36 protein-coding genes and 1 pseudogene are annotated in these 22,647 nt (G+C 58.4%); 9 read left to right on the top strand and 28 right to left on the bottom strand.

From position 1 onward, the window contains the following. Window positions 1–74 precede the first annotated feature (74 nt). From MWU54_RS17670 to MWU54_RS17650, 5 genes are all read left to right on the top strand, one after another. Window positions 75–1,277: a pyridoxal phosphate-dependent aminotransferase gene (locus MWU54_RS17670; RefSeq protein ID WP_247086398.1), complete on the top strand. Its 1,203-nt coding sequence runs from the start codon at window positions 75–77 to the stop codon at window positions 1,275–1,277. 3 nt (window positions 1,278–1,280) lie between these two features. Then, on the top strand, window positions 1,281–1,691 hold the full coding sequence (locus tag MWU54_RS17665) for a hypothetical protein (RefSeq protein WP_247086396.1): 411 nt from the start codon (window positions 1,281–1,283) through the stop codon (window positions 1,689–1,691). A 64-nt stretch (window positions 1,692–1,755) separates the two neighbouring features. After that, complete coding sequence (parE, locus tag MWU54_RS17660; protein WP_247086394.1) at window positions 1,756–3,714, top strand: DNA topoisomerase IV subunit B; 1,959 nt, start codon at window positions 1,756–1,758, stop codon at window positions 3,712–3,714. Next, complete coding sequence (locus MWU54_RS17655) at window positions 3,711–4,121, top strand: RusA family crossover junction endodeoxyribonuclease (protein WP_247086392.1); 411 nt, start codon at window positions 3,711–3,713, stop codon at window positions 4,119–4,121. The genes parE and MWU54_RS17655 overlap by 4 nt, the downstream gene beginning before the upstream one ends. Then, the gene (locus MWU54_RS17650) at window positions 4,118–4,750 is read left to right on the top strand and encodes a hypothetical protein (RefSeq protein WP_247086390.1); all 633 of its coding nucleotides are present in this window, start codon (window positions 4,118–4,120) and stop codon (window positions 4,748–4,750) included. The genes MWU54_RS17655 and MWU54_RS17650 overlap by 4 nt, the downstream gene beginning before the upstream one ends. Window positions 4,751–5,408: 658 nt before the next feature. On the opposite strand, the gene rplQ is transcribed toward MWU54_RS17650, so the two are convergent. The 18 genes from rplQ to rpmC all read right to left on the bottom strand — a co-directional run bounded on the left by rplQ (window position 5,409) and on the right by rpmC (window position 15,236). Further along, window positions 5,409–5,831 (bottom strand): 50S ribosomal protein L17, encoded by a 423-nt coding sequence (gene rplQ / locus MWU54_RS17645; protein WP_247086388.1) that lies wholly within the window; start codon window positions 5,829–5,831, stop codon window positions 5,409–5,411. 162 nt (window positions 5,832–5,993) lie between these two features. Next, entirely contained in the window at window positions 5,994–7,010 is a 1,017-nt protein-coding gene (locus MWU54_RS17640; RefSeq protein WP_247086386.1) for a DNA-directed RNA polymerase subunit alpha, read from the bottom strand. Between the two features lie 115 nt (window positions 7,011–7,125). Next, window positions 7,126–7,518 (bottom strand): 30S ribosomal protein S11, encoded by a 393-nt coding sequence (gene rpsK / locus MWU54_RS17635; RefSeq protein WP_076696689.1) that lies wholly within the window; start codon window positions 7,516–7,518, stop codon window positions 7,126–7,128. Window positions 7,519–7,533: 15 nt separating this feature from the next. Beyond that, the gene (gene rpsM, locus MWU54_RS17630; protein ID WP_247086384.1) at window positions 7,534–7,902 is read right to left on the bottom strand and encodes a 30S ribosomal protein S13; all 369 of its coding nucleotides are present in this window, start codon (window positions 7,900–7,902) and stop codon (window positions 7,534–7,536) included. A gap of 290 nt (window positions 7,903–8,192) precedes the next feature. Then, window positions 8,193–8,834, bottom strand: a complete 642-nt coding sequence (locus MWU54_RS17625) for an adenylate kinase (protein ID WP_247086382.1) — start codon at window positions 8,832–8,834, stop codon at window positions 8,193–8,195. Beyond that, on the bottom strand, window positions 8,831–10,195 hold the full coding sequence (secY, locus tag MWU54_RS17620; RefSeq protein WP_247086380.1) for a preprotein translocase subunit SecY: 1,365 nt from the start codon (window positions 10,193–10,195) through the stop codon (window positions 8,831–8,833). Before secY ends, MWU54_RS17625 begins: the two co-directional genes overlap by 4 nt. Before the next feature lie 103 nt (window positions 10,196–10,298). Beyond that, complete coding sequence (gene rplO, locus MWU54_RS17615) at window positions 10,299–10,772, bottom strand: 50S ribosomal protein L15 (protein ID WP_247086378.1); 474 nt, start codon at window positions 10,770–10,772, stop codon at window positions 10,299–10,301. Between the two features lie 113 nt (window positions 10,773–10,885). Further along, the gene (rpmD, locus tag MWU54_RS17610; RefSeq protein ID WP_247086376.1) at window positions 10,886–11,074 is read right to left on the bottom strand and encodes a 50S ribosomal protein L30; all 189 of its coding nucleotides are present in this window, start codon (window positions 11,072–11,074) and stop codon (window positions 10,886–10,888) included. 5 nt (window positions 11,075–11,079) lie between these two features. Continuing rightward, window positions 11,080–11,664 carry a 30S ribosomal protein S5 gene (gene rpsE / locus MWU54_RS17605; protein ID WP_247086374.1) on the bottom strand — a complete coding sequence of 195 codons (585 nt, stop codon included), beginning with the start codon at window positions 11,662–11,664 and terminating at the stop codon, window positions 11,080–11,082. 175 nt (window positions 11,665–11,839) lie between these two features. Beyond that, window positions 11,840–12,193: a 50S ribosomal protein L18 gene (rplR, locus tag MWU54_RS17600; protein ID WP_247086372.1), complete on the bottom strand. Its 354-nt coding sequence runs from the start codon at window positions 12,191–12,193 to the stop codon at window positions 11,840–11,842. Window positions 12,194–12,205: 12 nt separating this feature from the next. After that, window positions 12,206–12,739: a 50S ribosomal protein L6 gene (gene rplF, locus MWU54_RS17595; RefSeq protein ID WP_247086370.1), complete on the bottom strand. Its 534-nt coding sequence runs from the start codon at window positions 12,737–12,739 to the stop codon at window positions 12,206–12,208. 10 nt (window positions 12,740–12,749) lie between these two features. After that, window positions 12,750–13,142, bottom strand: coding sequence for a 30S ribosomal protein S8 (gene rpsH / locus MWU54_RS17590; RefSeq protein WP_247086368.1), 393 nt, complete (start codon window positions 13,140–13,142; stop codon window positions 12,750–12,752). A 12-nt stretch (window positions 13,143–13,154) separates the two neighbouring features. Beyond that, entirely contained in the window at window positions 13,155–13,460 is a 306-nt protein-coding gene (gene rpsN, locus MWU54_RS17585; RefSeq protein ID WP_072780033.1) for a 30S ribosomal protein S14, read from the bottom strand. Window positions 13,461–13,474: 14 nt separating this feature from the next. Beyond that, window positions 13,475–14,035 carry a 50S ribosomal protein L5 gene (gene rplE, locus MWU54_RS17580; RefSeq protein WP_247086366.1) on the bottom strand — a complete coding sequence of 187 codons (561 nt, stop codon included), beginning with the start codon at window positions 14,033–14,035 and terminating at the stop codon, window positions 13,475–13,477. After that, the gene (rplX, locus tag MWU54_RS17575) at window positions 14,028–14,339 is read right to left on the bottom strand and encodes a 50S ribosomal protein L24 (protein ID WP_247086364.1); all 312 of its coding nucleotides are present in this window, start codon (window positions 14,337–14,339) and stop codon (window positions 14,028–14,030) included. Before rplX ends, rplE begins: the two co-directional genes overlap by 8 nt. Next, window positions 14,339–14,707: a 50S ribosomal protein L14 gene (gene rplN, locus MWU54_RS17570; RefSeq protein ID WP_007427594.1), complete on the bottom strand. Its 369-nt coding sequence runs from the start codon at window positions 14,705–14,707 to the stop codon at window positions 14,339–14,341. The genes rplX and rplN overlap by 1 nt, the downstream gene beginning before the upstream one ends. A 77-nt stretch (window positions 14,708–14,784) precedes the next feature. Continuing rightward, a complete protein-coding gene (gene rpsQ / locus MWU54_RS17565; RefSeq protein ID WP_247086362.1) occupies window positions 14,785–15,015 on the bottom strand; it encodes a 30S ribosomal protein S17 in 231 nt (76 codons plus the stop codon). 14 nt (window positions 15,016–15,029) lie between these two features. Beyond that, on the bottom strand, window positions 15,030–15,236 hold the full coding sequence (gene rpmC, locus MWU54_RS17560) for a 50S ribosomal protein L29 (protein WP_247086360.1): 207 nt from the start codon (window positions 15,234–15,236) through the stop codon (window positions 15,030–15,032). A gap of 343 nt (window positions 15,237–15,579) precedes the next feature. Here rpmC and MWU54_RS17555 point away from each other — a divergent pair, with 343 nt between their 5' ends. Both MWU54_RS17555 and MWU54_RS17550 read left to right on the top strand, forming a co-directional pair. Then, window positions 15,580–16,200, top strand: a complete 621-nt coding sequence (locus tag MWU54_RS17555; RefSeq protein WP_247086358.1) for a 2OG-Fe(II) oxygenase family protein — start codon at window positions 15,580–15,582, stop codon at window positions 16,198–16,200. A 4-nt stretch (window positions 16,201–16,204) separates the two neighbouring features. Continuing rightward, the gene (locus MWU54_RS17550; protein ID WP_247086356.1) at window positions 16,205–16,384 is read left to right on the top strand and encodes a hypothetical protein; all 180 of its coding nucleotides are present in this window, start codon (window positions 16,205–16,207) and stop codon (window positions 16,382–16,384) included. A 72-nt stretch (window positions 16,385–16,456) separates the two neighbouring features. Here MWU54_RS17550 and rplP read toward each other — a convergent pair whose 3' ends face one another. The 5 genes from rplP to rplB are packed head-to-tail and all read right to left on the bottom strand — an operon-like array spanning window position 16,457 to window position 19,094. Further along, window positions 16,457–16,870, bottom strand: a complete 414-nt coding sequence (rplP, locus tag MWU54_RS17545) for a 50S ribosomal protein L16 (protein ID WP_247086354.1) — start codon at window positions 16,868–16,870, stop codon at window positions 16,457–16,459. Between the two features lie 2 nt (window positions 16,871–16,872). Then, window positions 16,873–17,586, bottom strand: coding sequence for a 30S ribosomal protein S3 (gene rpsC / locus MWU54_RS17540; protein WP_247086352.1), 714 nt, complete (start codon window positions 17,584–17,586; stop codon window positions 16,873–16,875). Further along, window positions 17,586–17,966 carry a 50S ribosomal protein L22 gene (gene rplV, locus MWU54_RS17535; RefSeq protein ID WP_247086350.1) on the bottom strand — a complete coding sequence of 127 codons (381 nt, stop codon included), beginning with the start codon at window positions 17,964–17,966 and terminating at the stop codon, window positions 17,586–17,588. The genes rpsC and rplV overlap by 1 nt, the downstream gene beginning before the upstream one ends. A 3-nt stretch (window positions 17,967–17,969) precedes the next feature. Continuing rightward, the gene (gene rpsS, locus MWU54_RS17530) at window positions 17,970–18,248 is read right to left on the bottom strand and encodes a 30S ribosomal protein S19 (protein WP_085641663.1); all 279 of its coding nucleotides are present in this window, start codon (window positions 18,246–18,248) and stop codon (window positions 17,970–17,972) included. A 3-nt stretch (window positions 18,249–18,251) separates the two neighbouring features. Further along, window positions 18,252–19,094 (bottom strand): 50S ribosomal protein L2, encoded by an 843-nt coding sequence (gene rplB, locus MWU54_RS17525; protein ID WP_247086348.1) that lies wholly within the window; start codon window positions 19,092–19,094, stop codon window positions 18,252–18,254. 308 nt (window positions 19,095–19,402) lie between these two features. Here rplB and MWU54_RS17520 point away from each other — a divergent pair, with 308 nt between their 5' ends. After that, a complete protein-coding gene (locus tag MWU54_RS17520) occupies window positions 19,403–19,696 on the top strand; it encodes a BrnT family toxin (protein ID WP_247086346.1) in 294 nt (97 codons plus the stop codon). Window positions 19,697–19,709: 13 nt separating this feature from the next. Next, the gene (locus tag MWU54_RS17515; protein ID WP_247086344.1) at window positions 19,710–19,919 is read left to right on the top strand and encodes a hypothetical protein; all 210 of its coding nucleotides are present in this window, start codon (window positions 19,710–19,712) and stop codon (window positions 19,917–19,919) included. A 265-nt stretch (window positions 19,920–20,184) separates the two neighbouring features. Here MWU54_RS17515 and MWU54_RS17510 read toward each other — a convergent pair whose 3' ends face one another. The 5 genes and pseudogenes from MWU54_RS17510 to tuf form a co-directional block, all read right to left on the bottom strand. After that, a complete protein-coding gene (locus tag MWU54_RS17510; protein WP_085628848.1) occupies window positions 20,185–20,481 on the bottom strand; it encodes a 50S ribosomal protein L23 in 297 nt (98 codons plus the stop codon). Continuing rightward, window positions 20,478–21,095, bottom strand: coding sequence for a 50S ribosomal protein L4 (gene rplD, locus MWU54_RS17505; protein WP_247086342.1), 618 nt, complete (start codon window positions 21,093–21,095; stop codon window positions 20,478–20,480). Before rplD ends, MWU54_RS17510 begins: the two co-directional genes overlap by 4 nt. Continuing rightward, window positions 21,092–21,934: a 50S ribosomal protein L3 gene (gene rplC / locus MWU54_RS17500; RefSeq protein WP_247086340.1), complete on the bottom strand. Its 843-nt coding sequence runs from the start codon at window positions 21,932–21,934 to the stop codon at window positions 21,092–21,094. Before rplC ends, rplD begins: the two co-directional genes overlap by 4 nt. A gap of 12 nt (window positions 21,935–21,946) precedes the next feature. Continuing rightward, window positions 21,947–22,255 carry a 30S ribosomal protein S10 gene (gene rpsJ / locus MWU54_RS17495; RefSeq protein ID WP_085628845.1) on the bottom strand — a complete coding sequence of 103 codons (309 nt, stop codon included), beginning with the start codon at window positions 22,253–22,255 and terminating at the stop codon, window positions 21,947–21,949. Between the two features lie 119 nt (window positions 22,256–22,374). After that, window positions 22,375–22,647, bottom strand: a pseudogene (tuf, locus tag MWU54_RS17490) (elongation factor Tu); the annotation flags it as partial.

The following is a 22,647-nucleotide window of genomic DNA, read 5'->3' as shown; positions in this document are numbered from 1 at the left end:
TTCGCGATCGCCGCTTGATCGCCATTCGGGCGCACCCTAAGACAGTCACACCGCAATCACAAACAGAGGCCACCATGCCCTTTCTGTCCGACGCGCTTGACCGTGTAAGCCCCTCGCCCACCATTGCCGTGACCCAAAAGGCGATGGATCTGAAGGCTGCCGGCAAAGACGTGATTGGTCTTGGTGCGGGTGAACCGGACTTTGACACACCCGACAACATCAAGGCCGCTGCAATTGCGGCGATTGAGGCGGGAAAAACGAAATACACCGCCGTGGATGGCATTCCGGAGGTCAAGCAAGCGATCTGTGACAAGTTCAAACGTGACAACGGGCTGGACTACAGCCCGTCGCAGGTTTCGGTATCGACGGGCGGCAAACAGGTGTTGTTCAATGCGCTGATGGCGACGCTGAACCCGGGCGACGAGGTGATCATTCCCGCCCCCTATTGGGTCAGCTATCCCGATATGGTCAAGCTTGCGGGCGGCACACCGGTCATCGTGGAAACGACGATCGAAAACGGGTTCCGCCTGACACCCGAAGCGCTGGACGCGGCGATCACCCCGAACACCAAGTGGTTCATCTTCAACTCGCCATCGAACCCGACCGGGGCCGGATACGGGCACAACCAGTTGAAGGCGCTCACCGATGTTCTGTTGCGGCACCCCCATGTCTGGGTGATGACCGATGATATGTACGAACACCTCGCCTTTGACGGGTTCCAGTTCTGCACGCCCGCGCAGGTCGAGCCCGGGCTGTATGACCGCACCCTGACGGTCAACGGTGTGTCCAAGGCATATGCCATGACCGGCTGGCGCATCGGCTATGCCGCTGGCCCCGAGCCACTGATCAAGGCGATGCGGAAACTGCAGTCGCAATCAACGTCGAACCCCTGCTCGATCAGCCAATGGGCCACGGTGGAAGCCCTGACCGGACCGCAGGATTACCTGCAAACCCGTTGTGACGCCTTCCGCACACGGCGTGATCTGGTGGTGGCCGGACTGAACGCGGCAGAGGGCATCACCTGCGCCGTGCCGGAAGGCGCGTTTTATGTCTATCCGTCCATCGCTGGCTGTATCGGCAAAACCAGCGCTGAAGGTACCAAAATCGATTCGGATGAAGATTTCGCAAACGCGCTTCTGGAGGAACAGGGGGTCGCGGTTGTCTTTGGCGCTGCCTTCGGACTTAGCCCTTATTTCCGCGTCAGCTATGCCACCGCGGATGCGGTGCTTGAAGAGGCCTGCCGCCGCATCCAGACCTTCTGCGCGGGATTGCGTTAAGCGATGGGGGCCGACCTGCCAGACTATTACTTCCGGGTCAGGGAGAACGGCGCCCTGGTGTTTCGCGTCGATACCGAGAACCGCCAGCGGCGGATCGAGATGGACCAGATCGCGGTCTTGAACATCCGCAATGGCGAGATTAAACCCCATGGCGACCGGACCTTGAGCGAGGATGACATCGCCGTCATCCGCGACTGGATGACCGACCGGCATGAGGTGCTTGCGGAGCGGGATGTGGATGACATCCTGCGCGCCGTGGATCACCTGAACCTGACCACCCAATGGGCGCAGTCACGGGCAACGGACGACCAGCTGGACACCGTGACGGATGCGCTTTTGCTGGCCATGCACGACCTGCGCAGCGTACTGGTGCGGCGCAAAGCCGACAGGTTGATGAAGGACGACAAACGCTAACGCTTCCCCCGTCCCGCGCGCTCTGGCATAGTGGCGAAAACCAACAAAAGACAGAGCAGCTGCCATGGCCGAAGATCTCCTCTCGGGACACGAACCGACCGACTATGATGCGTCCTCGATCGAGGTGCTGGAGGGATTGGAACCCGTCCGCAAACGTCCCGGCATGTATATCGGCGGCACGGATGAACGCGCCTTGCACCATCTGGTGGCCGAGGTCCTAGATAACTCCATGGACGAGGCGGTCGCGGGTCACGCGAACCGGATCGAGGTGGAACTGCACGAGGATTTCGCCGTCACGATCCGCGACAACGGGCGCGGCATTCCGATTGATCCGCATCCAAAGTTTCCGGACAAATCCGCGCTTGAGGTGATCCTCTGCACGCTTCACGCGGGCGGCAAATTTTCGGGCAAGGCTTATGAGACCTCGGGCGGTTTGCATGGGGTTGGCGCGTCGGTTGTGAACGCTTTGAGCGACTCGATGGTGGTTCAGGTGGCGCGCAACAAGGCGGTTTATGAACAGCGCTTTTCACGCGGCATCCCCTTGACCAAGGTTGAAAAAACCGGCGCGGCGTCGAACTGGCGCGGCACGCGGGTGACGTTTCATGCGGATGAACAGATCTTCGGCAAACACCGGTTCAAACCGGCACGGTTGCTCAAGATGGTGCGCTCCAAGGCGTATCTTTTCTCGGGGGTGGAGATCCGCTGGAAGTCTGCGATCGACGATGGCGAGACGCCGACGGAAGCAACCTTTCACTTCCCCGGCGGGCTGGCGGATTACCTGACCGAGACGCTTGGATCTGCGTCGACTTATGCCGATAAGCCCTTTGCCGGGGTGGTTGATTTCAGGGAAAAGTTCGGCGCTGCGGGCAAGGTGGAATGGGCGATCAACTGGACGCCGTCGCGCGACGGGTTCATCCAGTCCTACTGTAACACCGTGCCAACGCCCGAAGGCGGCACGCATGAGGCCGGGTTCTGGGCGGCGATTCTCAAGGGCATCCGCGCCTATGGGGAATTGTCGAACAACAAGAAAGCCACGCAGATCACGCGGGATGACCTGATCACCGGCGGGTGCGCGCTGGTGTCCTGCTTTATCCGCGAACCGGAATTTGTGGGCCAGACCAAAGATCGCCTCGCAACAACCGAGGCGCAGCGTCTGGTGGAAGGCTCCGTGCGGGACCATTTTGACAACTGGCTGGCGGCGGATACGAAATCGGCTGGAGCCATCCTGGACTTCCTTGTGCTGCGGGCCGAGGAGCGGTTGCGCAGGCGACAGGAGAAAGAGACCGCGCGCAAGACAGCGACGAAAAAGCTGCGGCTGCCCGGCAAGCTTGTCGATTGTTCGTCGAACACGCGCGACGGGACGGAGTTGTTCATCGTCGAGGGCGACAGCGCGGGCGGATCGGCCAAGATGGCGCGGGATCGCAAGACGCAGGCGCTGTTGCCACTGCGGGGGAAGATCCTGAACGTGTTGGGCGCTGCCTCCTCTAAACTGGGGTCGAACAACGAGATCAATGACCTCACTCAGGCGCTGGGTGTCGGGCTGGGCACGAAATTCAACGTGGACGATCTTCGTTACGATAAGATTATCATCATGACGGATGCCGACGTGGACGGCGCGCATATCGCGTCGCTTTTGATGACATTTTTCTTTACTCAAATGCGCCCGATGATCGACGCGGGGCACTTGTATCTGGCCTGTCCACCGCTCTACCGACTCACGCAGGGGGCCAAGCGGCTTTACGTGGCGGACGATGCCGAGAAAGACGAGATGATGGAAAAGGGCCTTGGCGGCAAAGGCAAAATCGACGTCCAGCGCTTTAAAGGTCTGGGCGAGATGGACGCGAAGGATTTGAAAGAGACCACGATGGACCCTAGCTCGCGGAAACTCATCCGCGTGACGATTGACGAGGACGAACCGGGTGAGACCGGCGATCTGGTAGAGCGGCTGATGGGGAAAAAGCCGGAATTGCGATTCCAGTATATTCAGGAGAACGCCCGGTTTGTTGAGGAGTTGGATGTTTGAATGGCTCGGTTTTTCCACTCAAGTTCGCTGTCAAAGGTACTCCCGTAGGCCTGAAGGCAACGAAAAGCAAAAAACCATGGATGGATGCTGTGGCGAGAGAAGCAAGTCTAGCGCTTCCAAAAAACTGGCAACCAAGTGAAAAAGAGCTCTCGCTAACGATCTACGATTTTCCGGCAGATCCACCGCAGGGGGATGTCGACAACATCATCAAGCGAATTCAAGATGCTTTGAACGAAGTGGTGTACATTGATGACAAACAAGTATCGCGGGTAGTGGCTCAACGCTTTCTCCCCTCTGACTATGAATATCAGGAGGTTCTACCAGACCTTGTGGCGGAGGCTCTAGTTAATGACCCGCCTTTTGTATATATTAGAGTGTCGACAGAACCCTGGAGTGAAGCGCTATGATCGCGTCAGAAGCTGAACGTGAAGTTTTGGAGCACTTGCGCCCCGATCTGGAAAAGCAGGGCTACTCTATTGTTGAGCAGCCAGGACGCGGAGAGGTACCTTTCAACCTCCAAGGCTATCGGCCTGATTTTCTTGCTACTAAGGGTGATTCGTACATTGCCTATGAAGTAAAAGCTAAGCGAAATCCATCTATTCACAAGAAACTCGAAGAGCTCAAAGCGAAGATCGAGATGAATCCGAACTGGAAGTTCGAAATCATTTATGCCGACGAAATACGAAAAACCAATCGTCCAGCGGTAAGTAGTTTGAGTCTCATAAGAAGCGCATTGGAAGAAGTTCGAAGCGTTTCTGAAAAAGGGAACCAAAAAGCAGCTTTCTTGCTGGCATGGGGCACACTGGAATCCACAGTGAGGTTCATTCATCCAAAGATTTTTGAGCGGACACAGAGCCCAGGACGAATTGTAACTGTTTTGGCGGAGCGCGGCATGATTGATTATGACACCGCTAACCAACTGAGGCCATTGGTATCAAAAAGAAATGGTCTCATCCATGGAGACTTAGCGCTTCCAGTTTCGCGCAGCGATGTAAATACCGTGGTGAAGACTGTTGACTATCTCGTTGCAACGTAAGCGTAGCATGTTTGCCTCGCACATAACTCAGGTAGCGACATAGCTAGACCGCGGGGTTCATCCTCGTGCCGAGCTACGCGCTTATGGTAACAATGTCTGGGCGACATAAGAGCGGCACGCATACGGCAACAAATCGCCAGCCCGGGGGGCGGGTCGTGCTGAAAGCGCGCCTCCGGCGTGACCGATGGTGCGGGCGCCTTCGGTGCTGTTCCGCACCGGGTGCGGTGGTCGTAGGTTGTGTGCTTTCACGCACCGTTTGGGTCATCAATGGTGCGTGAGATCACGCACCCTACATCTTGTAAAAGAGGTGACTTCACCTGAGTTGGGTGGACGTCCTCTCCCCCTTGCAGAGCCCCGGAAGGCTCCGAACCTGTGCCCCGGAGGGCCTTGTGAGACGCGTCTCTCATGGTCTGAACGCAGTGCGTCCGTAGAGAGAGGGTGGTCGCTTTGGGTGCTCTGTCAAAAGACGGAGCGGGTATCGGATCCAATGGCGAGGGGTATCGTGGGGAAAGGTTAAGCATGTCGGAACGTGCCGTTCGGTGGATGCGCGTGCCGGGCTGAAGCCCGGCCTACGGTCCGATGCCACGCGTTTGCCGAAAAACGAAAAAGCCCCGCCAGAGACCTGACGGGGCTTCACCGTTCCTTAACGGAATCGGTCTTATTCTTCGTCTGCTGCTTCCAGCTCTTCCAGGCGCGCTTTGTCGGCAGCACCTTTGGCGTCAACATCGCGGTCGACGAATTCGATGATCGCCATCGGCGCCATGTCACCATAGCGGAAACCCGCCTTGAGGATGCGGATGTAGCCGCCGGAGCGCTCTGCATAGCGAGGGCCGAGGACCTCGAACAGCTTGGCGACGTCCTTGTCTTCCTTGAGCTGTGCCGCAGCCTGACGGCGCGCGTGCAGGTCGCCGCGCTTGCCCAGCGTGATCAGTTTTTCAACGATCGGGCGCAGTTCCTTGGCCTTGGGCAGGGTTGTCTTGATTTGCTCATGTTCGATGAGCGAGCCAGCCATGTTGGCAAAGAGCGCCTTGCGGTGCTCGTGTGTGCGGTTCAGGCGGCGGTAGCCTCGTGCGTGACGCATGTGTCTTCTCCTAATGTGCCCTCTACGGGCGATTTTGCTTTGTCCGGCCACCGATGCGTGTCAGCGGCTCTCCTTGGGGCGGGTGCCCGGGTTTGGGATGTGCCGGGCGATTGCCCGGCCTACCCCGGTTGACCGTCGGCCGAGCGTCCGCCCGGCATCCGATCAGAAATTGTCTTCCAGCTTTTTCGCCAGGTCTTCGATGTTGTCTGGCGGCCAGTCTTCGACGTCCATACCAAGGTGCAGGCCCATGCCGGACAGCACTTCCTTGATCTCGTTCAGCGACTTGCGGCCGAAGTTCGGGGTGCGGAGCATCTCGGCTTCGGTTTTCTGGATGAGATCGCCGATATAGACGATGTTGTCGTTCTTGAGGCAGTTCGCGGAGCGGACCGACAGTTCCAACTCGTCCACTTTCTTGAGCAGCAGAGGGTTGAATTCCAGACCGTCATCATCGTCCTGCGGACGCGCGCTTTCGGGTTCATCGAAGTTCACGAAGACGGACAGCTGGTCCTGAAGGATGCGCGCGGCGAAGGCCACGGCGTCTTCGGGGGTGACGGAGCCGTCTGTTTCGACCTTCATGGTCAGCTTGTCATAGTCGAGCACCTGACCTTCGCGGGTCGGCTGCACGTCGTAGGACACTTTCTTGACCGGCGAGTAGATCGCGTCGATCGGCATCAGGCCGATGGGCGCGTCTTCCGGCTTGTTCTTGTCGGCGGACACGTAGCCTTTGCCGGTGTTGACCGTCAGTTCCATGTAGAGGTCCGCGCCTTCGTCGAGGTGGCAGATCACGTGGTCGCGGTTCAGCACTTCGATGCCGTTGGTTTCCGAGATATCGCCAGCTTTGACGACGCCCGGCCCCTTGGCATTGATCGACACCCGCTTGGGGCCTTCGACTTCCATGCGCAGTGACACGCCCTTGAGGTTCAGCACGATGTCGGTGACGTCTTCACGCACACCAGCAACGCTGGAAAATTCATGCAGAACGTTGTCGATCTGTACCGATGTGATGGCGGCGCCCTGAAGCGACGACAGCAGCACGCGGCGCAGCGCATTGCCGAGGGTCAGACCAAAGCCGCGTTCCAGCGGTTCGGCGACAACGGTTGCCACGCGCGACGGGTCTGCGCCCGGCTTGACTTCAAGCTGCGTCGGCTTGATCAATTCTGCCCAGTTTTTGTGGATCATGCGTCCCTCCATACTAGTCCCTGCCCCATGTCCAAAAGGCAAAGACGCCCGAGGTTAAAATGACGAAAGCACGGCCCCACCCGAGGGCGAGGCCATGCCGATAAAACAGTGTCGCTTAGACGCGGCGGCGCTTTGGTGGGCGGCAGCCGTTGTGGGCGATCGGGGTCACGTCGCGGATCGACGTGATGTTGAAGCCAACAGCCGCAAGCGCGCGGAGTGCGGATTCACGACCCGAACCGGGGCCCTGCACTTCGACTTCCAGTGTCTTCACACCGTGTTCCTGCGCTTTCTTACCCGCATCTTCTGCAGCCAGCTGAGCCGCGTAAGGTGTGGATTTCCGCGAGCCTTTGAAGCCCATGGTGCCGGCGGACGACCACGAAATGGCGTTGCCCTGCACGTCAGAGATCAGGATCTTGGTGTTGTTGAAGCTGGAGTTCACATGTGCAACGCCAGCAGCGATGTTCTTGGAGACCTTTTTCTTGCCTCCGCGACGGGTATCACGTGCCATCTGTCAGACCCTCCCTTACTTCTTCTTACCGGCAATGGCCTTTGCGGGGCCTTTGCGGGTACGTGCGTTGGTGTGGGTCCGCTGACCGCGGACAGGCAGGTTGCGACGGTGACGCAGGCCACGGTAGCAGCCGAGGTCCATCAGGCGCTTGACGTTCATCTGCACTTCGCGGCGCAGGTCGCCTTCGACAGTGTAGTTGGCGTCAATGTGTTCGCGCACGGCGAGCACTTCGGCGTCAGACAGTTCGTTCACACGACGGGTCGGGTCGATCTTGACCGCTTCGCAAATCTCTTTTGCGGAGGTATGGCCAATACCGGTGATGTAGGTGAGGGCGATTGGAACACGCTTCCCTGTGGGAATGTTCACGCCAGCAATACGTGCCACGTAGGACTTCCTTTTCGTTGCGGGTCCGTAACGCCAGACCCTTTTTTCACAACATAAGGCCCGTCGGTTTTACCCTTGGGGCCTTCAGCTGATCAGGTGATCCGCAGGCGGGGGCGACCCGATCTGCGACGGTGATTCTCTGGTTAGAGATGGCGGTGTTTAGGAGTGTTTGACAGGGGCGTCAACCCTTTGACAGCCCCACATCGGCGGCAACGCCATGATCGGTTCAAGAGCGGCACGCACGCGGTTTCGAAACCGCGTCCACAAGGGCTTTCGAAAGCCCTTGGCCCCTAGCCCAGAACCTTGGCGATCGCCGCTTTCACATCCGCCATTTCGCCCAATCCATCCACAGAGGACAGCTGGCCCTTGGCGTAGTAGTAGCCGATCAACGGAGATGTTTTCTTGTAGTACTCCATCAGACGCTGCTTGAGGCTTTCCTCATTGTCGTCTGCGCGGCGCTTGAACTCGGTGCCACCGCAGTTGGTGCATTTGCCGTCTGCCGGGATCGGTTTGGTGTGGTCGTTATAGACCTCCCCGCAATCGCCGCAGGTCGAACGGGCCGTGATGCGCGCCACCAGAGCATTGTCATCCACCTGCATTTCGACAACGGCGTCGAGCGTTTCACCGGTATCGTCCAGCAACGCCGCCAGCGCATCGGCCTGTGGCAGCGTGCGCGGGAAGCCATCAAAGATGAAACCGCCCTTTTTGTCGCCCTGCAGTTTTTCGCGGATCAGGCCGATGACGATCTCGTCCGTCACCAATTCCCCGCGCGCCATGACATCGGCAACAACCTTGCCCATCTCTGTGCCGCTGTCCTTGGCCTCGCGCAGCATATCGCCGGTCGACAACTGGATCATATCGCGCTCGTCACAGAGGAAACGCGCCTGCGTTCCTTTGCCCGCACCCGGCGGGCCCAGTAGGATAATATTCATCGGCGCGCCGGTGCTCCCCGTTTCTTGCGTCCCTTCCCTTTACCGCGCAGTTGCGACTTTTGAATGAGACCTTCGTATTGATGCGCCAGCAAATGGCTTTGCACCTGTTGGATCGTGTCCATCGTCACCGACACGACAATCAGAACCGATGTCCCGCCGAAATAGAACGGGATGGCGAACTGGCCGCGCAGGATCTCGGGCAGCAGACACACCGCCGTGAGGTAGGCGGACCCCAGAACAAGCACGCGATTGACCACGTATTCCAGATACTCGGCCGTTTTCTTGCCTGGACGAATGCCGGGAACAAAGCCGTTCTGGTTCTTCAGGTTGTCGGCCACGTCGTCCACTTTGAACGACACGTTGAACGTATAGAAATACGCGAAGAAGATGATCATTGCCCCGAAGAACAACAGGTAGAGCGGCTGACCCGGGCCGAAATAGGCCAGGATCGTCGACATGATCGGGCCGGTTTGCTGGCCACTGAACGTGCTGATCGTGGTCGGCAACAACAACAGAGATGACGCAAAGATCGCCGGGATCACGCCCGATGGGTTGACCTTGACCGGAAGGTGGCTGTTCTGCGCTTCGGCGATCTTCATGCCCATCTGGCGACGGGGATACTGGATCGTGATCTTTCGCAGAGATCGCTCCATGAACACTACGAACATGATCACCGCAATCACCATGAGGATCACCCCCACGATCACGGCAGGGCTGATCGCACCCGAGCGGCCGGACGCAAAGAACTGGGCCAGAGCGGCAGGCACTTCGGCGATGATGCCGACGAAGATGATGAGCGAGATCCCGTTGCCAACGCCGCGTGCAGTGATCTGCTCACCCAGCCACATCAGGAACATGGTGCCGCCCACAAGGGTGATCACGCAGGAAGCGCGGAAGAACCAGCCCGGATCGGTGACAAGATCCCCCGCTTCAAGGCTCACGGCAAGCCCATAGGCCTGGAAAGTGGCCAGCAAGACCGTGCCGTAGCGCGTGTATTGGCTGATTTTCTTGCGACCCGCCTCGCCTTCTTTCTTGAGCTGCTCAAGCGAGGGCACCATCGAGGTCAGAAGCTGAACGATGATCGAGGCCGAAATATAGGGCATAATCCCAAGGGCAAAGATGCCCATCCGCCCCAAAGCACCACCGGTGAACATCGTCAGAATGCCGCCGATGCCTTGTTGGGCCTGCTCCATGAAGTCGCGCAGGGCAATGCCGTCGATCCCCGGAACGGGGATGAAGGTGCCGATGCGGTAAACGATCAGAAGGCCAAGCGTGAACAGGATGCGGTTGCGCAGATCGGTGGCTTTACCGAGCGCAGACCAGCTTGTGTTCGCGGCCATTTGTTCTGCTGCTGATACCATGCGGGTCTCTTTTATGATGAACGCCGCCATGAGCGGTCCGGCTCAGGCGGCGTTTGGAAAGCTCTGGAAGTATGTAAGCGGCGAAGGTGCCGCTCACAACCTCTTATTCAGCGGCCTGCGCGGTTGTGACCGTCAGTGACCCGCCAGCCTTCTCAACCGCCTCGATGGCAGATTTGGAAGCGCCGGTCACGGTAAGGTTCAGCTTCGCGGACACGTCGCCTTTGGCAAGAACACGGATCCCGTCTTTCTTGCGGCGCACAAGGCCGGATGCGACCAGCGCGTCTTCGTCAATGGCGGATTTCGCATCAAGCTTGCCCGCGTCGACGAATTTCTGGATCAGGCCAAGGTTCACAACGGCAAATGCCTTGCGGTTCGGCTTGTTGAAGCCACGCTTCGGCAGACGCTGGTAGAGCGGCATCTGGCCGCCTTCGTAGCCGGCAATGGCCACACCAGAACGGGACTTCTGACCCTTGATACCACGGCCACCCATTTTACCCATGCCGGAGCCTGGGCCACGGCCGATGCGCTTCTTGCGCTTGGTTGCGCCGGGATTGTCGCGCAGTTCATGCAGTTTCATATCGCTTCTCCTTTGCCGGAAGCACCCCCGAAGCGGAATGGGTGAACACGGCGTTTCTTATTTGATTGGTTGGTCGCCCCCAACACGGGAGCGACACAATCGCAAGTCGCAGCTTAGCCGCGCTCTTCGATGATTTCGACCATGTGCGAAACTTTCGCCACCATGCCGCGCACGGCGGGGGTGTCTTCGAGTTCACGGGTCTTGTGCATCTTGTTCAGGCCCAGGCCGATCAGCGTCTGGCGCTGCTTGGCGGGGCGGCGGATCGGGGACCCGATCTGCTTTACAACGATAGTTTTAGCCATGGTGATCAGGCCTCCTCAGCAACAGGGTTGTTTTCCTGTGTCGCGTCTTCACGCTTGGGCAGGATGTCAGCCACTTTCTTACCACGACGCTGCGCAACAGAGCGCGGGCTGGCTTCTTTGCCCAGACCGTCCAGCGTGGCGCGGATCATGTTGTAGGGGTTCTGCGAGCCGATTGACTTCGCAACAACGTCCTGAACACCCAGCATTTCGAACACGGCACGCATCGGACCACCGGCGATGATCCCGGTCCCGGTCGGCGCTGTGCGCATCACGACTTTACCCGCGCCATGACGGCCTTCGATGTCGTGGTGCAGCGTGCGGCCTTCGCGCAGCGGCACGCGGATCATCTTGCGCTTGGCTTGTTCGGTTGCCTTGCGGATGGCCTCGGGGACCTCCTTGGCCTTACCTTTGCCAAAGCCGACGCGGCCTTTCTGGTCGCCAACGACGACAAGGGCGGCGAAACCAAAGCGCTTACCACCTTTGACGGTCTTGGAAACCCGGTTGATTGCGACCAGACGATCCGCGAACTCGGGCGCCTGCTCTTCACGGTCGCGGCGGTTGCCCCGACGATTGTTGTCACGTTCTGCCATGTAACGGCATCCTTTGTCTTGGTGGGCGCTTGGCCCGTTGTCCAATCCAGGTGAGCTTTTGGCGCTCCCGGATCATCGGGAAGGGTGTGCCTTCCGCAAATGTAAGGCGCGTGACATCACGCACCCTACGGTATTCGCTTTGATGTAGGGTGCGTGCTTGCACGCACCGTCCCCATCAAATCTTCAGACCACCTTCGCGGGCTGCGTCGGCCAATGCCTTGACGCGGCCGTGGAACAGGAAACCACCGCGGTCGAAATACGCTTCTTCGACGCCAGCCTTCTTGGCACGCTCGGCAATTGCCGCGCCTACCTTTTGGGCTGTCTCGACGGTGTTGTTCCCGGCGAGATCTTTTTCCATGGTCGAGGCCGATGCGAGTGTCACGCCCTGAACATCGTCAATCAGCTGAACGCTGATATTCTTGTTCGAACGGTGCACGCTCAGGCGCACGCGCCCTGCATTGACCTTGCGAAGTTTGTTCCGAACGCGCAGGCGGCGTTTCTGGAACAGCTGTCGATTACTGTTTGCCATTGCCTTCGGTCCTTACTTCTTCTTGCCTTCTTTCTGGAAGATGTATTCGCCCTTGTAGCGAATGCCTTTGCCCTTATAGGGCTCGGGCCGACGCCAGTCGCGAATGTTCGCTGCCACCTGTCCAACCAGCTGGGCATCGTGACCTTCCACGATGATTTCAGTCTGCTTGGGCACGGTCACAGTTACACCGTCCGGAATTTGAAAATCGACGTCATGCGACAAACCAAGGTTCAGTTTCAGGGTATTGCCCTGAAGCTGAGCACGGTAACCAACACCCTGGATTTCAAGTTCTTTCTTGAAGGTGTTTGTTACGCCATGCACCAGGTTGGCGACCATCGTGCGGGACATGCCCCACTGCTGACGGGCGCGCTTGGACTTGCCGCGCGGATCGACCTTGATGACGTTGTCTTCGACCGAAATCGTGACGTCGTCGGTTGCGGTGAAGCTCTTGGTGCCTTTCGGACCTTTCACTTCGATGGTCTGGCCGGACAGGGAAGCTGTCACTCCCGAGGGCAGCTCGACCGGTTGTTTACCAATACGAGACATTCAGACCTCCTTAGAACACGGTGCAAAGCACTTCGCCGCCAACGTTCTGGCTGCGGGCACTTGCATCGGTCATGACGCCTTTGGATGTGGAAACGATCGATACACCCAGACCCTGACGGACCTGTGGGATATCGTCCACACCCAGATACACACGACGGCCCGGCTTGGACACGCGCTTGAGTTCGCGGATCACTGGGGTGCCATCATAGTACTTGAGGCTGATTTCAAAAGCGGGGTGGCCGCGCTCATCCTTGGTTTCTTCGAAACCACGGATGTAGCCTTCGTCCGCCATCACTTCGAGAACACGCATCCGCGCCTTGGACGCAGGTGTCATCGTTGTGGACTTACCGCGCATCTGAGCGTTGCGGATACGGGTGAGCATATCGCCGATAGGATCGTTCATACTATGCCCTCCTTACCAGCTCGACTTGACCATGCCGGGGGCCTTGCCATTGCTGGCAAGTTCGCGAAGCGCGATACGGCTGACCTTGAGTTTGCGGTAATAGGCGTGCGGACGCCCGGTGAGTTGGCAGCGGTTGTGCAACCGGGTGGGTGCAGAGTTCCGCGGCAGTTTCGCCAGCTTCAGGCGCGCTTTGAAACGCTCTTCCATCGGCTTGCTTTCGTCGTTCGCGATTTCTTTCAGCTCAGCACGCTTGGCGGCGTATTTTTCCACCAGCTTCTGACGCTTCTTTTCGCGTTCAATCATTGCTTTCTTCGCCATGGGTCACACTCTCCTTAGGCGTTGAAGGGCATGTTGAAATGCTTCAACAGCGCCTTTGCTTCCGCGTCGGTCTGAGCGGTCGTGGTGATGATGATGTCCATGCCCCAGACCTCGTCGACTTTATCAAAGTCGATTTCGGGGAAGACGATGTGCTCTTTCATGCCCATGGCAAAGTTGCCACGACCATCAAAGGACGGCTTCACGCCGCGGAAGTCACGAATACGTGGCATCGCGATGGTGATCAGACGATCAAGGAAGTCGTACATGCGATCACCGCGCAGGGTCACTTTCGCGCCCAGCGGCATCTCTTCACGCACCCGGAAACCCGCGATGGATTTCTTGGCCTTGGTCTGAACCGCTTTCTGACCAGCAATCGCTGTCAGATCTTCCACAGCAGCCTTGGCTTTCTTGCTGTCTTTGACAGCTTCCGCGCCGCAGCCGATGTTCAGAACGATCTTGTCCAGACGAGGGATCATCATCTCGTTCTTGTAGCCGAACTCTTCTTTCAGAGCCGCCTTGATGTTGTCCTGAAAGGCAACCTTCAGACGCGGGGTGTAGTTTGCAGCATCAAGCATCGATCACATCCCCTGTTGTCTTGGCAAAACGCACCTTCTTGTCGCCTTCGATCTTGAAGCCAACGCGGGTCGGTTTGCCGTTTGCATCAACAATCGCCAGGTTCGACAGATCGATCGGCATCGCCTTGGGCAAACGACCGCCCTGGGATGTCTGTGTCTGACGTGTGTGGCGGATCGCCATGTTCACGCCGTCAACCACGGCCTTGCCGGCCTTGGGGTCAACAGAGGCGATGGTGCCCGACTTGCCTTTGTCTTTACCGGCAAGCACGACAACCTTGTCACCTTTACGGAGTTTCGCAGCCATTACAGCACCTCCGGCGCAAGCGAGATAATCTTCATGAAGTTCTTGGCGCGCAGTTCACGCACAACCGGTCCGAAGATACGCGTGCCAACCGGTTCACCTGCGTTGTTCAGGATCACGGCCGCGTTGCGGTCAAAACGGATAGCTGTGCCGTCTTCGCGACGGACTTCTTTGGCGGTGCGTACGACGACGGCCTTGCGGACGTCCCCTTTTTTCACGCGACCGCGTGGGATGGCTTCCTTCACGGACACAACGATGATGTCACCCACCGATGCGTATTTCCGCTTGGACCCACCCAGAACCTTGATGCACTGAACACGGCGTGCGCCGCTGTTGTCAGCAACATCCAGATTGGTCTGCATCTGGATCATAGTGTTTCTCCCGACGTCCCGGACCGCCTTGCAAGGACATTGGCCCGGGGGTTTCGTAAAAGCCGAAAGGCTATCGCTTACTCAGCGATAACCTCCCAACGTTTGGTCTTCGACTTCGGCGCACATTCCTGAATGCGGACAATGTCACCGACGGCGAATTTCTCGGCCTCATCATGGGCGCGATATTTCTTGGACTTCCGGATCGTCTTTTGAAGAACCGGGTGCTTGAAGCGACGCTCGACAGAGACAGTCACGGTTTGTGCGTTGGCTGTCGATGTAACGGTGCCGGACAGGATACGTTTGGGCATCTCTCTGGCCTCCCTTACGCGTCAGCGGCTGCAGCAGCAGCCTTTTGGTTCAGCACGGTGTTGATCCGTGCCACGTTGCGGCGCACTTCACGAATGCGCGCGGTGTTCTCAAGCTGGCCTGTGGCCTGCTGGAAACGCAGGTTGAAAGCCTCTTTTTTCAGAGTAACCAGCTCATCACGAAGCTGATCCGGTGTCTTATCACCGAGTTCCTTGGCGTTCATGTCGCCATTCCTTTCTGTCAACATCACCGGAGAGCCCCGTCATTGGCGCAGGTCACCCTGATTCCCGGTGGAGGTGGATGAAGTGGCGCGTATAGGCGGGATATCAGGGTCGCGCAACCCCTTTGTGTCCGAGCGCTGTGGACAGACCGCGGGATGGCCAAATAACCGCGGAACGACGCAATTTATGGTGGCCGCATCATCGCTCTGCCTGAACGTCTCGCTTACATCAACCAATGGCCAGCCCGTGCGGGCGGTCTGGCCATGGCGCGGCGGCTTCGCCTTGACTCCGCGCCGGGTCGCTGGTCCACCAAAGGGAGTAACACTGCCTCGCATTGGACGCACGATGAGCACTATAAAATCTCTTTTTGTCACCCGCCTCTACCAAGCCCCATTGTCGGAACACGGCCCAAAAATTGACCCGGACGAGATGGAAGCCTCCTGTTTCTCCATCGCCCAGGACGATGAAGCCGGCCAGGACTGGTGCGAAGACCAAGGCTATCCCGGCTACACCTCTTACGCCTCCCTGACCGACCTGCCCTGGCGCTTCCCGATCTTTGCCGATCTGGTCAAATCACTCGATGCCCATGTCGCGGCGTTTGCCAAGGATCTGGAGTTTGACCTCGACGGTCGCGCTTTGGTGCTCGAAGATCTGTGGATCAACATTCTGCCCGAAGGCGGCTTTCATTCGGCCCACATCCACCCGCATTCCGTGATTTCCGGCACCACTTACGTGTCCATGCCCGAAGGCGCGTCGGCCCTGAAACTCGAAGACCCTCGCCACGCCATGATGATGGCCGCCCCACCCCGCATCAAAGATGCTCGTGAAGAGATGCGGAACTTCATCTACGTCTCACCTGCAGTCAGCGACGTCCTGCTCTGGGAAAGCTGGCTACGTCATGAAGTGGTGATGAACCAAGCCGAGGATGAACGGGTGTCGGTGAGTTTTAACTACAAGTGGGAATAACGATATGCCCGAGAATACACCTGCGGACAACGACAAGAACAGATCGACCACCTCTGCGGAATACCAGAAGTGGTTGGAAGAAAACGCCGCGGCATTCAAAGCGCAGTCCGAATGGCATAGGACGCACGGTCATCCGCTCGTAGACATCATGGTCAGTCCAGCGGCCGAGACTTGGCGCGAATAACGAGAACCCCCGGCGCTTTCGCACCGGGGGCCTCAAATCTCGTAGGGTGCGTGATCTCACGCACCGAACCGTTTACCAGTCCTCGCGGACCATAACCCGTGTCTTGACCGGCAGCTTCATCGCGGCAAGACGCAGGGCCTCGCGGGCGATGTCTTCGTTGACGCCGTCGATCTCGAACATCACGCGGCCCGGCTTAACCTTGCAGACCCAGCGGTCAACAGAGCCTTTACCTTTACCCATACGCACTTCGATAGGCTTGGCAGTGACCGGCGTGTCCGGGAAGATGCGGATCCAGACGCGGCCCTGACGCTTCATGTGACGCGTCATGGCACGACGGGCGGCTTCGATCTGACGCGCGGTGACACGCTCAGGTTCCAGAGCCTTGAGGCCGTATGTCCCGAAGTTCAGGTCGGATCCGCCCTTTGCAAGGCCCTTGATCCGGCCCTTGTGCATTTTACGGAATTTTGTACGCTTTGGTTGAAGCATGATTAGTTCCTCCGACCGCCGCCAGCACCACGGGGTGCGGGACCGTCCTGAAGTTCTTGCGCCTTGCGATCCCGTGCGGACGGATCATGTTCCATGATCTCGCCTTTGAAGATCCAGACCTTGATGCCGATGATGCCGTAAGCGGTTTCCGCTTCAACATTGGCATAGTCGATGTCGGCCCGCAGCGTGTGAAGCGGCACGCGCCCTTCACGATACCATTCGGTCCGCGCAATCTCGGCACCGCCAAGACGACCCGCAACATTCACACGGATGCCCAGGGCACCCATACGCATCGCGTTCTGCACGGCGCGCTTCATGGCACGACGGAAAGACACGCGACGTTCCAGCTGCTGAGAAATGCTCTCACCAACCAGTTGCGCGTCCAGCTCCGGCTTGCGCACTTCAACGATGTTGAGGTGCAGCTCGGAGTCGGTCATCGCGGCCAGCTTCTTGCGGAGCGTTTCGATGTCCGCGCCTTTCTTGCCGATGATGACGCCGGGGCGGGCTGTGTGAATGGTCACGCGGCACTTCTTGTGGGGGCGTTCAATGATCACGCGCGCCACACCGGCCTGCTTGCACTCTTTTTCGATGAAGTCACGGATCGCGATGTCTTCGAGCAGAAGATCACCGTAATCCTTGGTGTCGGCGTACCAGCGGCTGTCCCAGGTGCGGTTCACCTGCAGGCGCATACCGATCGGGTTTGTTTTGTTACCCATTAGGCTTGCTCCTCAACTTGACGCACCTTGATGGTGATTTCCGAGAACGGCTTCATGATCTTGCCAAACCGGCCACGTGCCCGAGGACGCCCGCGCTTCATCACGAGGTTCTTGCCCACATAGGCTTCAGCAACGATCAGCTCGTCGACGTCCAGACCGTGGTTGTTCTCGGCGTTGGCGATGGCGGACTGAAGGCACTTCTTCACGTCAACCGCGATCCGCTTCTTTGAGAAGGTCAGATCGTTCAGCGCCTTGTCCACCTTCTTGCCACGGATGAGACCGGCAACAAGGTTCAGCTTTTGCGGGCTTGTGCGAAGCATGCGCAGTTTTGCCATTGCTTCGTTGTCTGCCACGCGGCGGGGGTTCTTATCCTTGCCCATGACTTACTTCCGCTTCGCTTTTTTGTCAGCCGCGTGACCATAGTAGGTCCGAGTGGGCGAGTACTCGCCGAACTTCTGACCGATCATGTCTTCGGTGACGTTAACAGGAACATGCTTCTGACCGTTGTAAACGCCAAACGTCAGACCCACGAACTGGGGCAGGATCGTCGAGCGGCGCGACCAGATCTTGATAACTTCGTTGCGACCACTTTCGCGGGTCGCTTCGGCCTTCTTGAGGACATATGCGTCCACAAAGGGGCCTTTCCATACGGAACGAGACATTGATTAACGCCCCTTCTTCTTGGCGTGACGCGAGCGGATGATCAGCTTCTGCGACGCTTTGTTCTTGTTGCGGGTGCGCTTGCCTTTGGTCGGCTTGCCCCATGGGGTCACAGGGTGGCGACCACCCGATGTCCGGCCTTCACCACCACCGTGCGGGTGGTCGATCGGGTTCATGACGACACCACGAACGCTTGGGCGGATACCCTTGTGGCGCATGCGGCCCGCTTTACCGAAGTTCTGGTTGGAATTGTCAGGGTTCGACACGGCACCAACGGTGGCCATGCATTCCTGACGCACCATGCGCAGTTCGCCCGAAGACAGACGGATCTGCGCGTAGCCACCATCACGACCCACGAACTGGGCGTAGGTGCCGGCGGCACGTGCGATCTGACCACCTTTGCCGGGCTTCAGTTCGATGTTGTGAACGATTGTCCCGATGGGCATGCCCGAGAACGGCATCGCGTTGCCCGGCTTCACGTCGGCCTTGGCGCTTGCCACGACCCGGTCACCAATCGCGAGACGCTGCGGTGCGAGGATGTAGGCCTGTTCGCCGTCATCATACTGCACCAGCGCGATGAACGCGGTCCGGTTGGGGTCATACTCGATGCGCGCGACGGTTGCGCCCACATCCATCTTGTTGCGTTTGAAATCTACGATCCGGTAAAGGCGTTTCGCCCCACCACCGCGACGACGTGATGTGATACGTCCGGTGTTGTTCCGGCCACCCGATTTGGTCAAACCCTCAGTAAGGGCTTTGACCGGACGGCCTTTCCACAGCTCCGAACGGTCGATCAGCACCAGCCCGCGCTGGCCCGGCGTCGTCGGCTTATACGACTTGAGTGCCATGCTTTCTGTCTTCCGTTAGCAGTGCAGGTCTTTGACGACCCGCTATGTTTGGACGGGGCTTGGCCCGCCATTGGTATAGGCCCCCGTAGGTGCCCGATTAGCGCAACAACGAAGCCCCGGACGAATCCGGGGCTGCGCGGTTGAGGGTGTCTATGAAAGTGGGGCTGCCGGGTCAAGGCGTTTCGCAAAGGTTTTCAGGTCATCGCGCGGCGTCCGAAAACGAGCTTAAGGCGTCGTAAACAAAAATAGCAGAGGATTGGCCACGTACAGGCAAGCATGGAAACGTAATACAATGTGTGATACACAACATGAAAACTTACGAATGGAACGACCAGAAGAATCGGGCAAACATCGAAAAACACGGTATCGACTTTGAAACGGCCTGCCGCATCTTCGAAAGCCCGACCGTCGATGTTGAAGACACCCGCTTCGCATACGGTGAAACCCGTCTGATAAGCATCGGCTGTATTGATAACGTTGCGGTTCTGGTGGTTGTTCATACCGACCGGTATGGCACATGCTGGATCATCTCGGCACGCAAGGCCAACAAACAGGAACGCGCGCGCTATGAGCAAGCGATACAAGAGAGCCCTGACGCCTGAAGAACTGGCAAACATGCCGGATAGCGAGATTGATTATTCAGACATCGCAGAATTGGGGCAGGATTTCTGGGAAAACGCCAAGGTCACGCCCCCGCGCGCGAAACCCGTTGTGAGCTTGCGCCTGCCGGATGATGTGATTGCCTTTTTTCAAGGTGAGGACCCAAAGGGCTACACCAAGCGCATGGCCGCCGTTCTGAAAGCCTATGCCGACGCCCACAAGTAGGAATCTTCGTGCCGATGCTGGGCCGTCGCCAGACCGCGGGATGGCGTTCCATCCGATGTTCAGTAGCACTTAATTCCAGCCAAGTCCGAAGATGATCTGAGCGAAGCGCTAGCCCCACCAAATCGCCAGCCCGGGGGGCGGTCTGGCGATGGCCCAGCGCCTTCGGCGCTATTCGGGCCCGAGTCCACATAGAAAAAACCCCCCGCCAAAACTGGCGAGGGGCTTTCTCATTTTCCGTAGGCCGGGCTTCAGCCCGGCAACACACTCAAAGACCGGTGGTCACGTCGATTGTGTTGCCTTCGGCCAGTGTCACGTAGGCTTTCTTCACGTCTTTCCGGCGGCCCATGGTGCCGCGGAAGCGCTTGGTTTTGCCCTTCGTGATTGTCGTGTTGACCGCCTTGACCGACACACCAAAGAGCGCCTCAACAGCGGCCTTGATCTGTGGTTTGTTGGCGTCGATCGCCACTTCGAAAACAACCGCGCCGTTCTCGGACGCCATGGTGGTTTTCTCGGTGATGATCGGCTTGCGGATCACGTCGTAATGTTCTGCTTTCGCGCTCATTTCAACCGAGCCTCCAGTGCTTCGACACCCGCCTTCGTCAACACCAGGGTGTCGCGCTTGAGGATGTCATAAACGTTTGCACCCATGGACGGCAGAATATCGAGACCTTCGATATTGGCTGCTGCCTGAGCGAACCCTTCGTTCACGTCCGCACCGTCGATGATCAGCGCGCGCTTCCAGCCCAGGTCCTTGACCTGCTTGGCCAGAGCGCCCGTTTTCCCATCTGTCGACAATGCGTCGATGATCACCAGCGAACCCTCTTTGGCCTTGGCCGACAGAGCGTGCTTGAGACCAAGAGCACGGACCTTCTTGGGAAGATCATGCGCGTGGCTGCGGGGGGTTGGGCCCTTGTAGATACCACCCTTGCGGAAGATCGGCGCGTTGCGGGAGCCGTGGCGTGCGCCGCCGGTGCCCTTCTGGCGATAGATCTTCTTCTTGGAGTAGCTGACCTCGGAGCGGGTTTTCACCTTGTGCGTGCCCTGCTGCGCTTTGTTGCGCTGCCAGCGCACCACACGGTGCAGGATGTCGGCGCGCGGGTCGAGATCGAAGATCTCGTCCGTCAGCTCGACCGACCCGGCTTTGCCGCCGTCCAGTTTGATCACGTCGAGTTTCATTCGTCGCCTTCCTTCTTCTCAGCCTGAATTTCAGCTTCCGCTTCTTTCAGGGCCGCCTCTTCGGCTGCTGCTGCTTCTGCGGCTGCAGCTTCTGCTGCGGCGGCTTCTTCAGCTGCGGCTTGTGCAGCGGCTTCTTCGGCCAGACGCTTGGCTTCGTCAGCAGCCGACCGCAGGGCGGCTGGCAGAATGACGTTTTCCGGCGTCGGCTTCTTCATGGCGTCCTTGACAGTCACCCAGCCACCTTTGGAGCCAGGAACAGCGCCTTTGATCATGATGATGCCGCGTTCCGCGTCTGTCTTCACAACCTGAAGGTTCTGCGTTGTCACCTTCACAGCGCCCATGTGACCGGCCATCTTCTTGCCTTTGAAGACCTTGCCCGGATCCTGACACTGACCGGTGGAGCCGTGCGAACGGTGCGAAATCGAAACACCATGCGACGCGCGCAAACCACCAAAGTTGTGACGCTTCATGGCACCGGCGAACCCTTTACCAATCGAGGTGCCGGAGACATCCACATACTGACCTTCGAAGTAATGGTCAGCGGTGATCTCTTCACCCACATTGATCAGGTTTTCAGGGGCCACGCGGAATTCCGCGACCTTCCGCTTGGGTTCCACATTCGCCGCAGCAAAGTGACCGCGCATCGCCTTTGAGACGCGCTTTGCCTTGATTGAACCGGTGCCCAGCTGAACAGCCGAATAGCCATGTTGGTCAGCTGTGCGCTGTGCAACAACCTGCAGCTTGTCGAGTTGGAGAACGGTCACAGGAATCTGCTTTCCGTCTTCCATGAAAAGCCGGGTCATGCCGACTTTCTTAGCGATGATACCAGAGCGCATCATGTCGATACTCCCTTATACCTTGATCTCGACATCCACGCCGGCGGCGAGGTCGAGTTTCATCAGAGCGTCAACGGTCTGTGGGGTCGGGTCAACAATGTCGAGCATCCGCTTGTGTGTGCGGATTTCCCACTGGTCGCGGGATTTCTTGTTGACGTGCGGGCCGCGCAGAACGGTGAATTTCTCAATCTTGTTCGGCAGCGGGATCGGGCCGCGCACTTGCGCGCCGGTCCGCTTGGCGGTGTTGACGATTTCCTGTGTCGACGCGTCGAGCACACGATAGTCAAACGCCTTGAGCCGAATGCGAATAGTCTGGCTTTGCATTGGTCTTAGCCTTTATTGGCGTTGCGGTTGAGAGGAGGAGGCAGGACCACCCTGCCCCTTCATCGAACCGAATACGGGACGGCCTAACGCCGCCCCGCGCAATTTCATTTCAACCGTGCTTACGCGACGATCTTGGACACGACGCCGGAGCCGACGGTGCGGCCGCCTTCGCGGATCGCGAAGCGGAGGCCGTCTTCCATGGCGATGGGTGCGATCAGTTCAACGTCGAACTTCAGGTTGTCGCCTGGCATCACCATTTCGGTGCCCTCGGGCAGGGTCACGGTGCCGGTCACGTCTGTGGTCCGGAAGTAGAACTGCGGACGGTAGTTCGCGAAGAACGGCGTGTGACGGCCACCTTCTTCCTTGGTCAGGATGTAGACCTCGGCTTCGAA

The sequence above is a fragment of the Marivita sp. S6314 genome (genome assembly GCF_023015985.1).
Taxonomy (GTDB): Bacteria; Pseudomonadota; Alphaproteobacteria; order Rhodobacterales; family Rhodobacteraceae; genus Marivita.
This window is presented reverse-complemented; position numbering and strand designations above follow the sequence as displayed.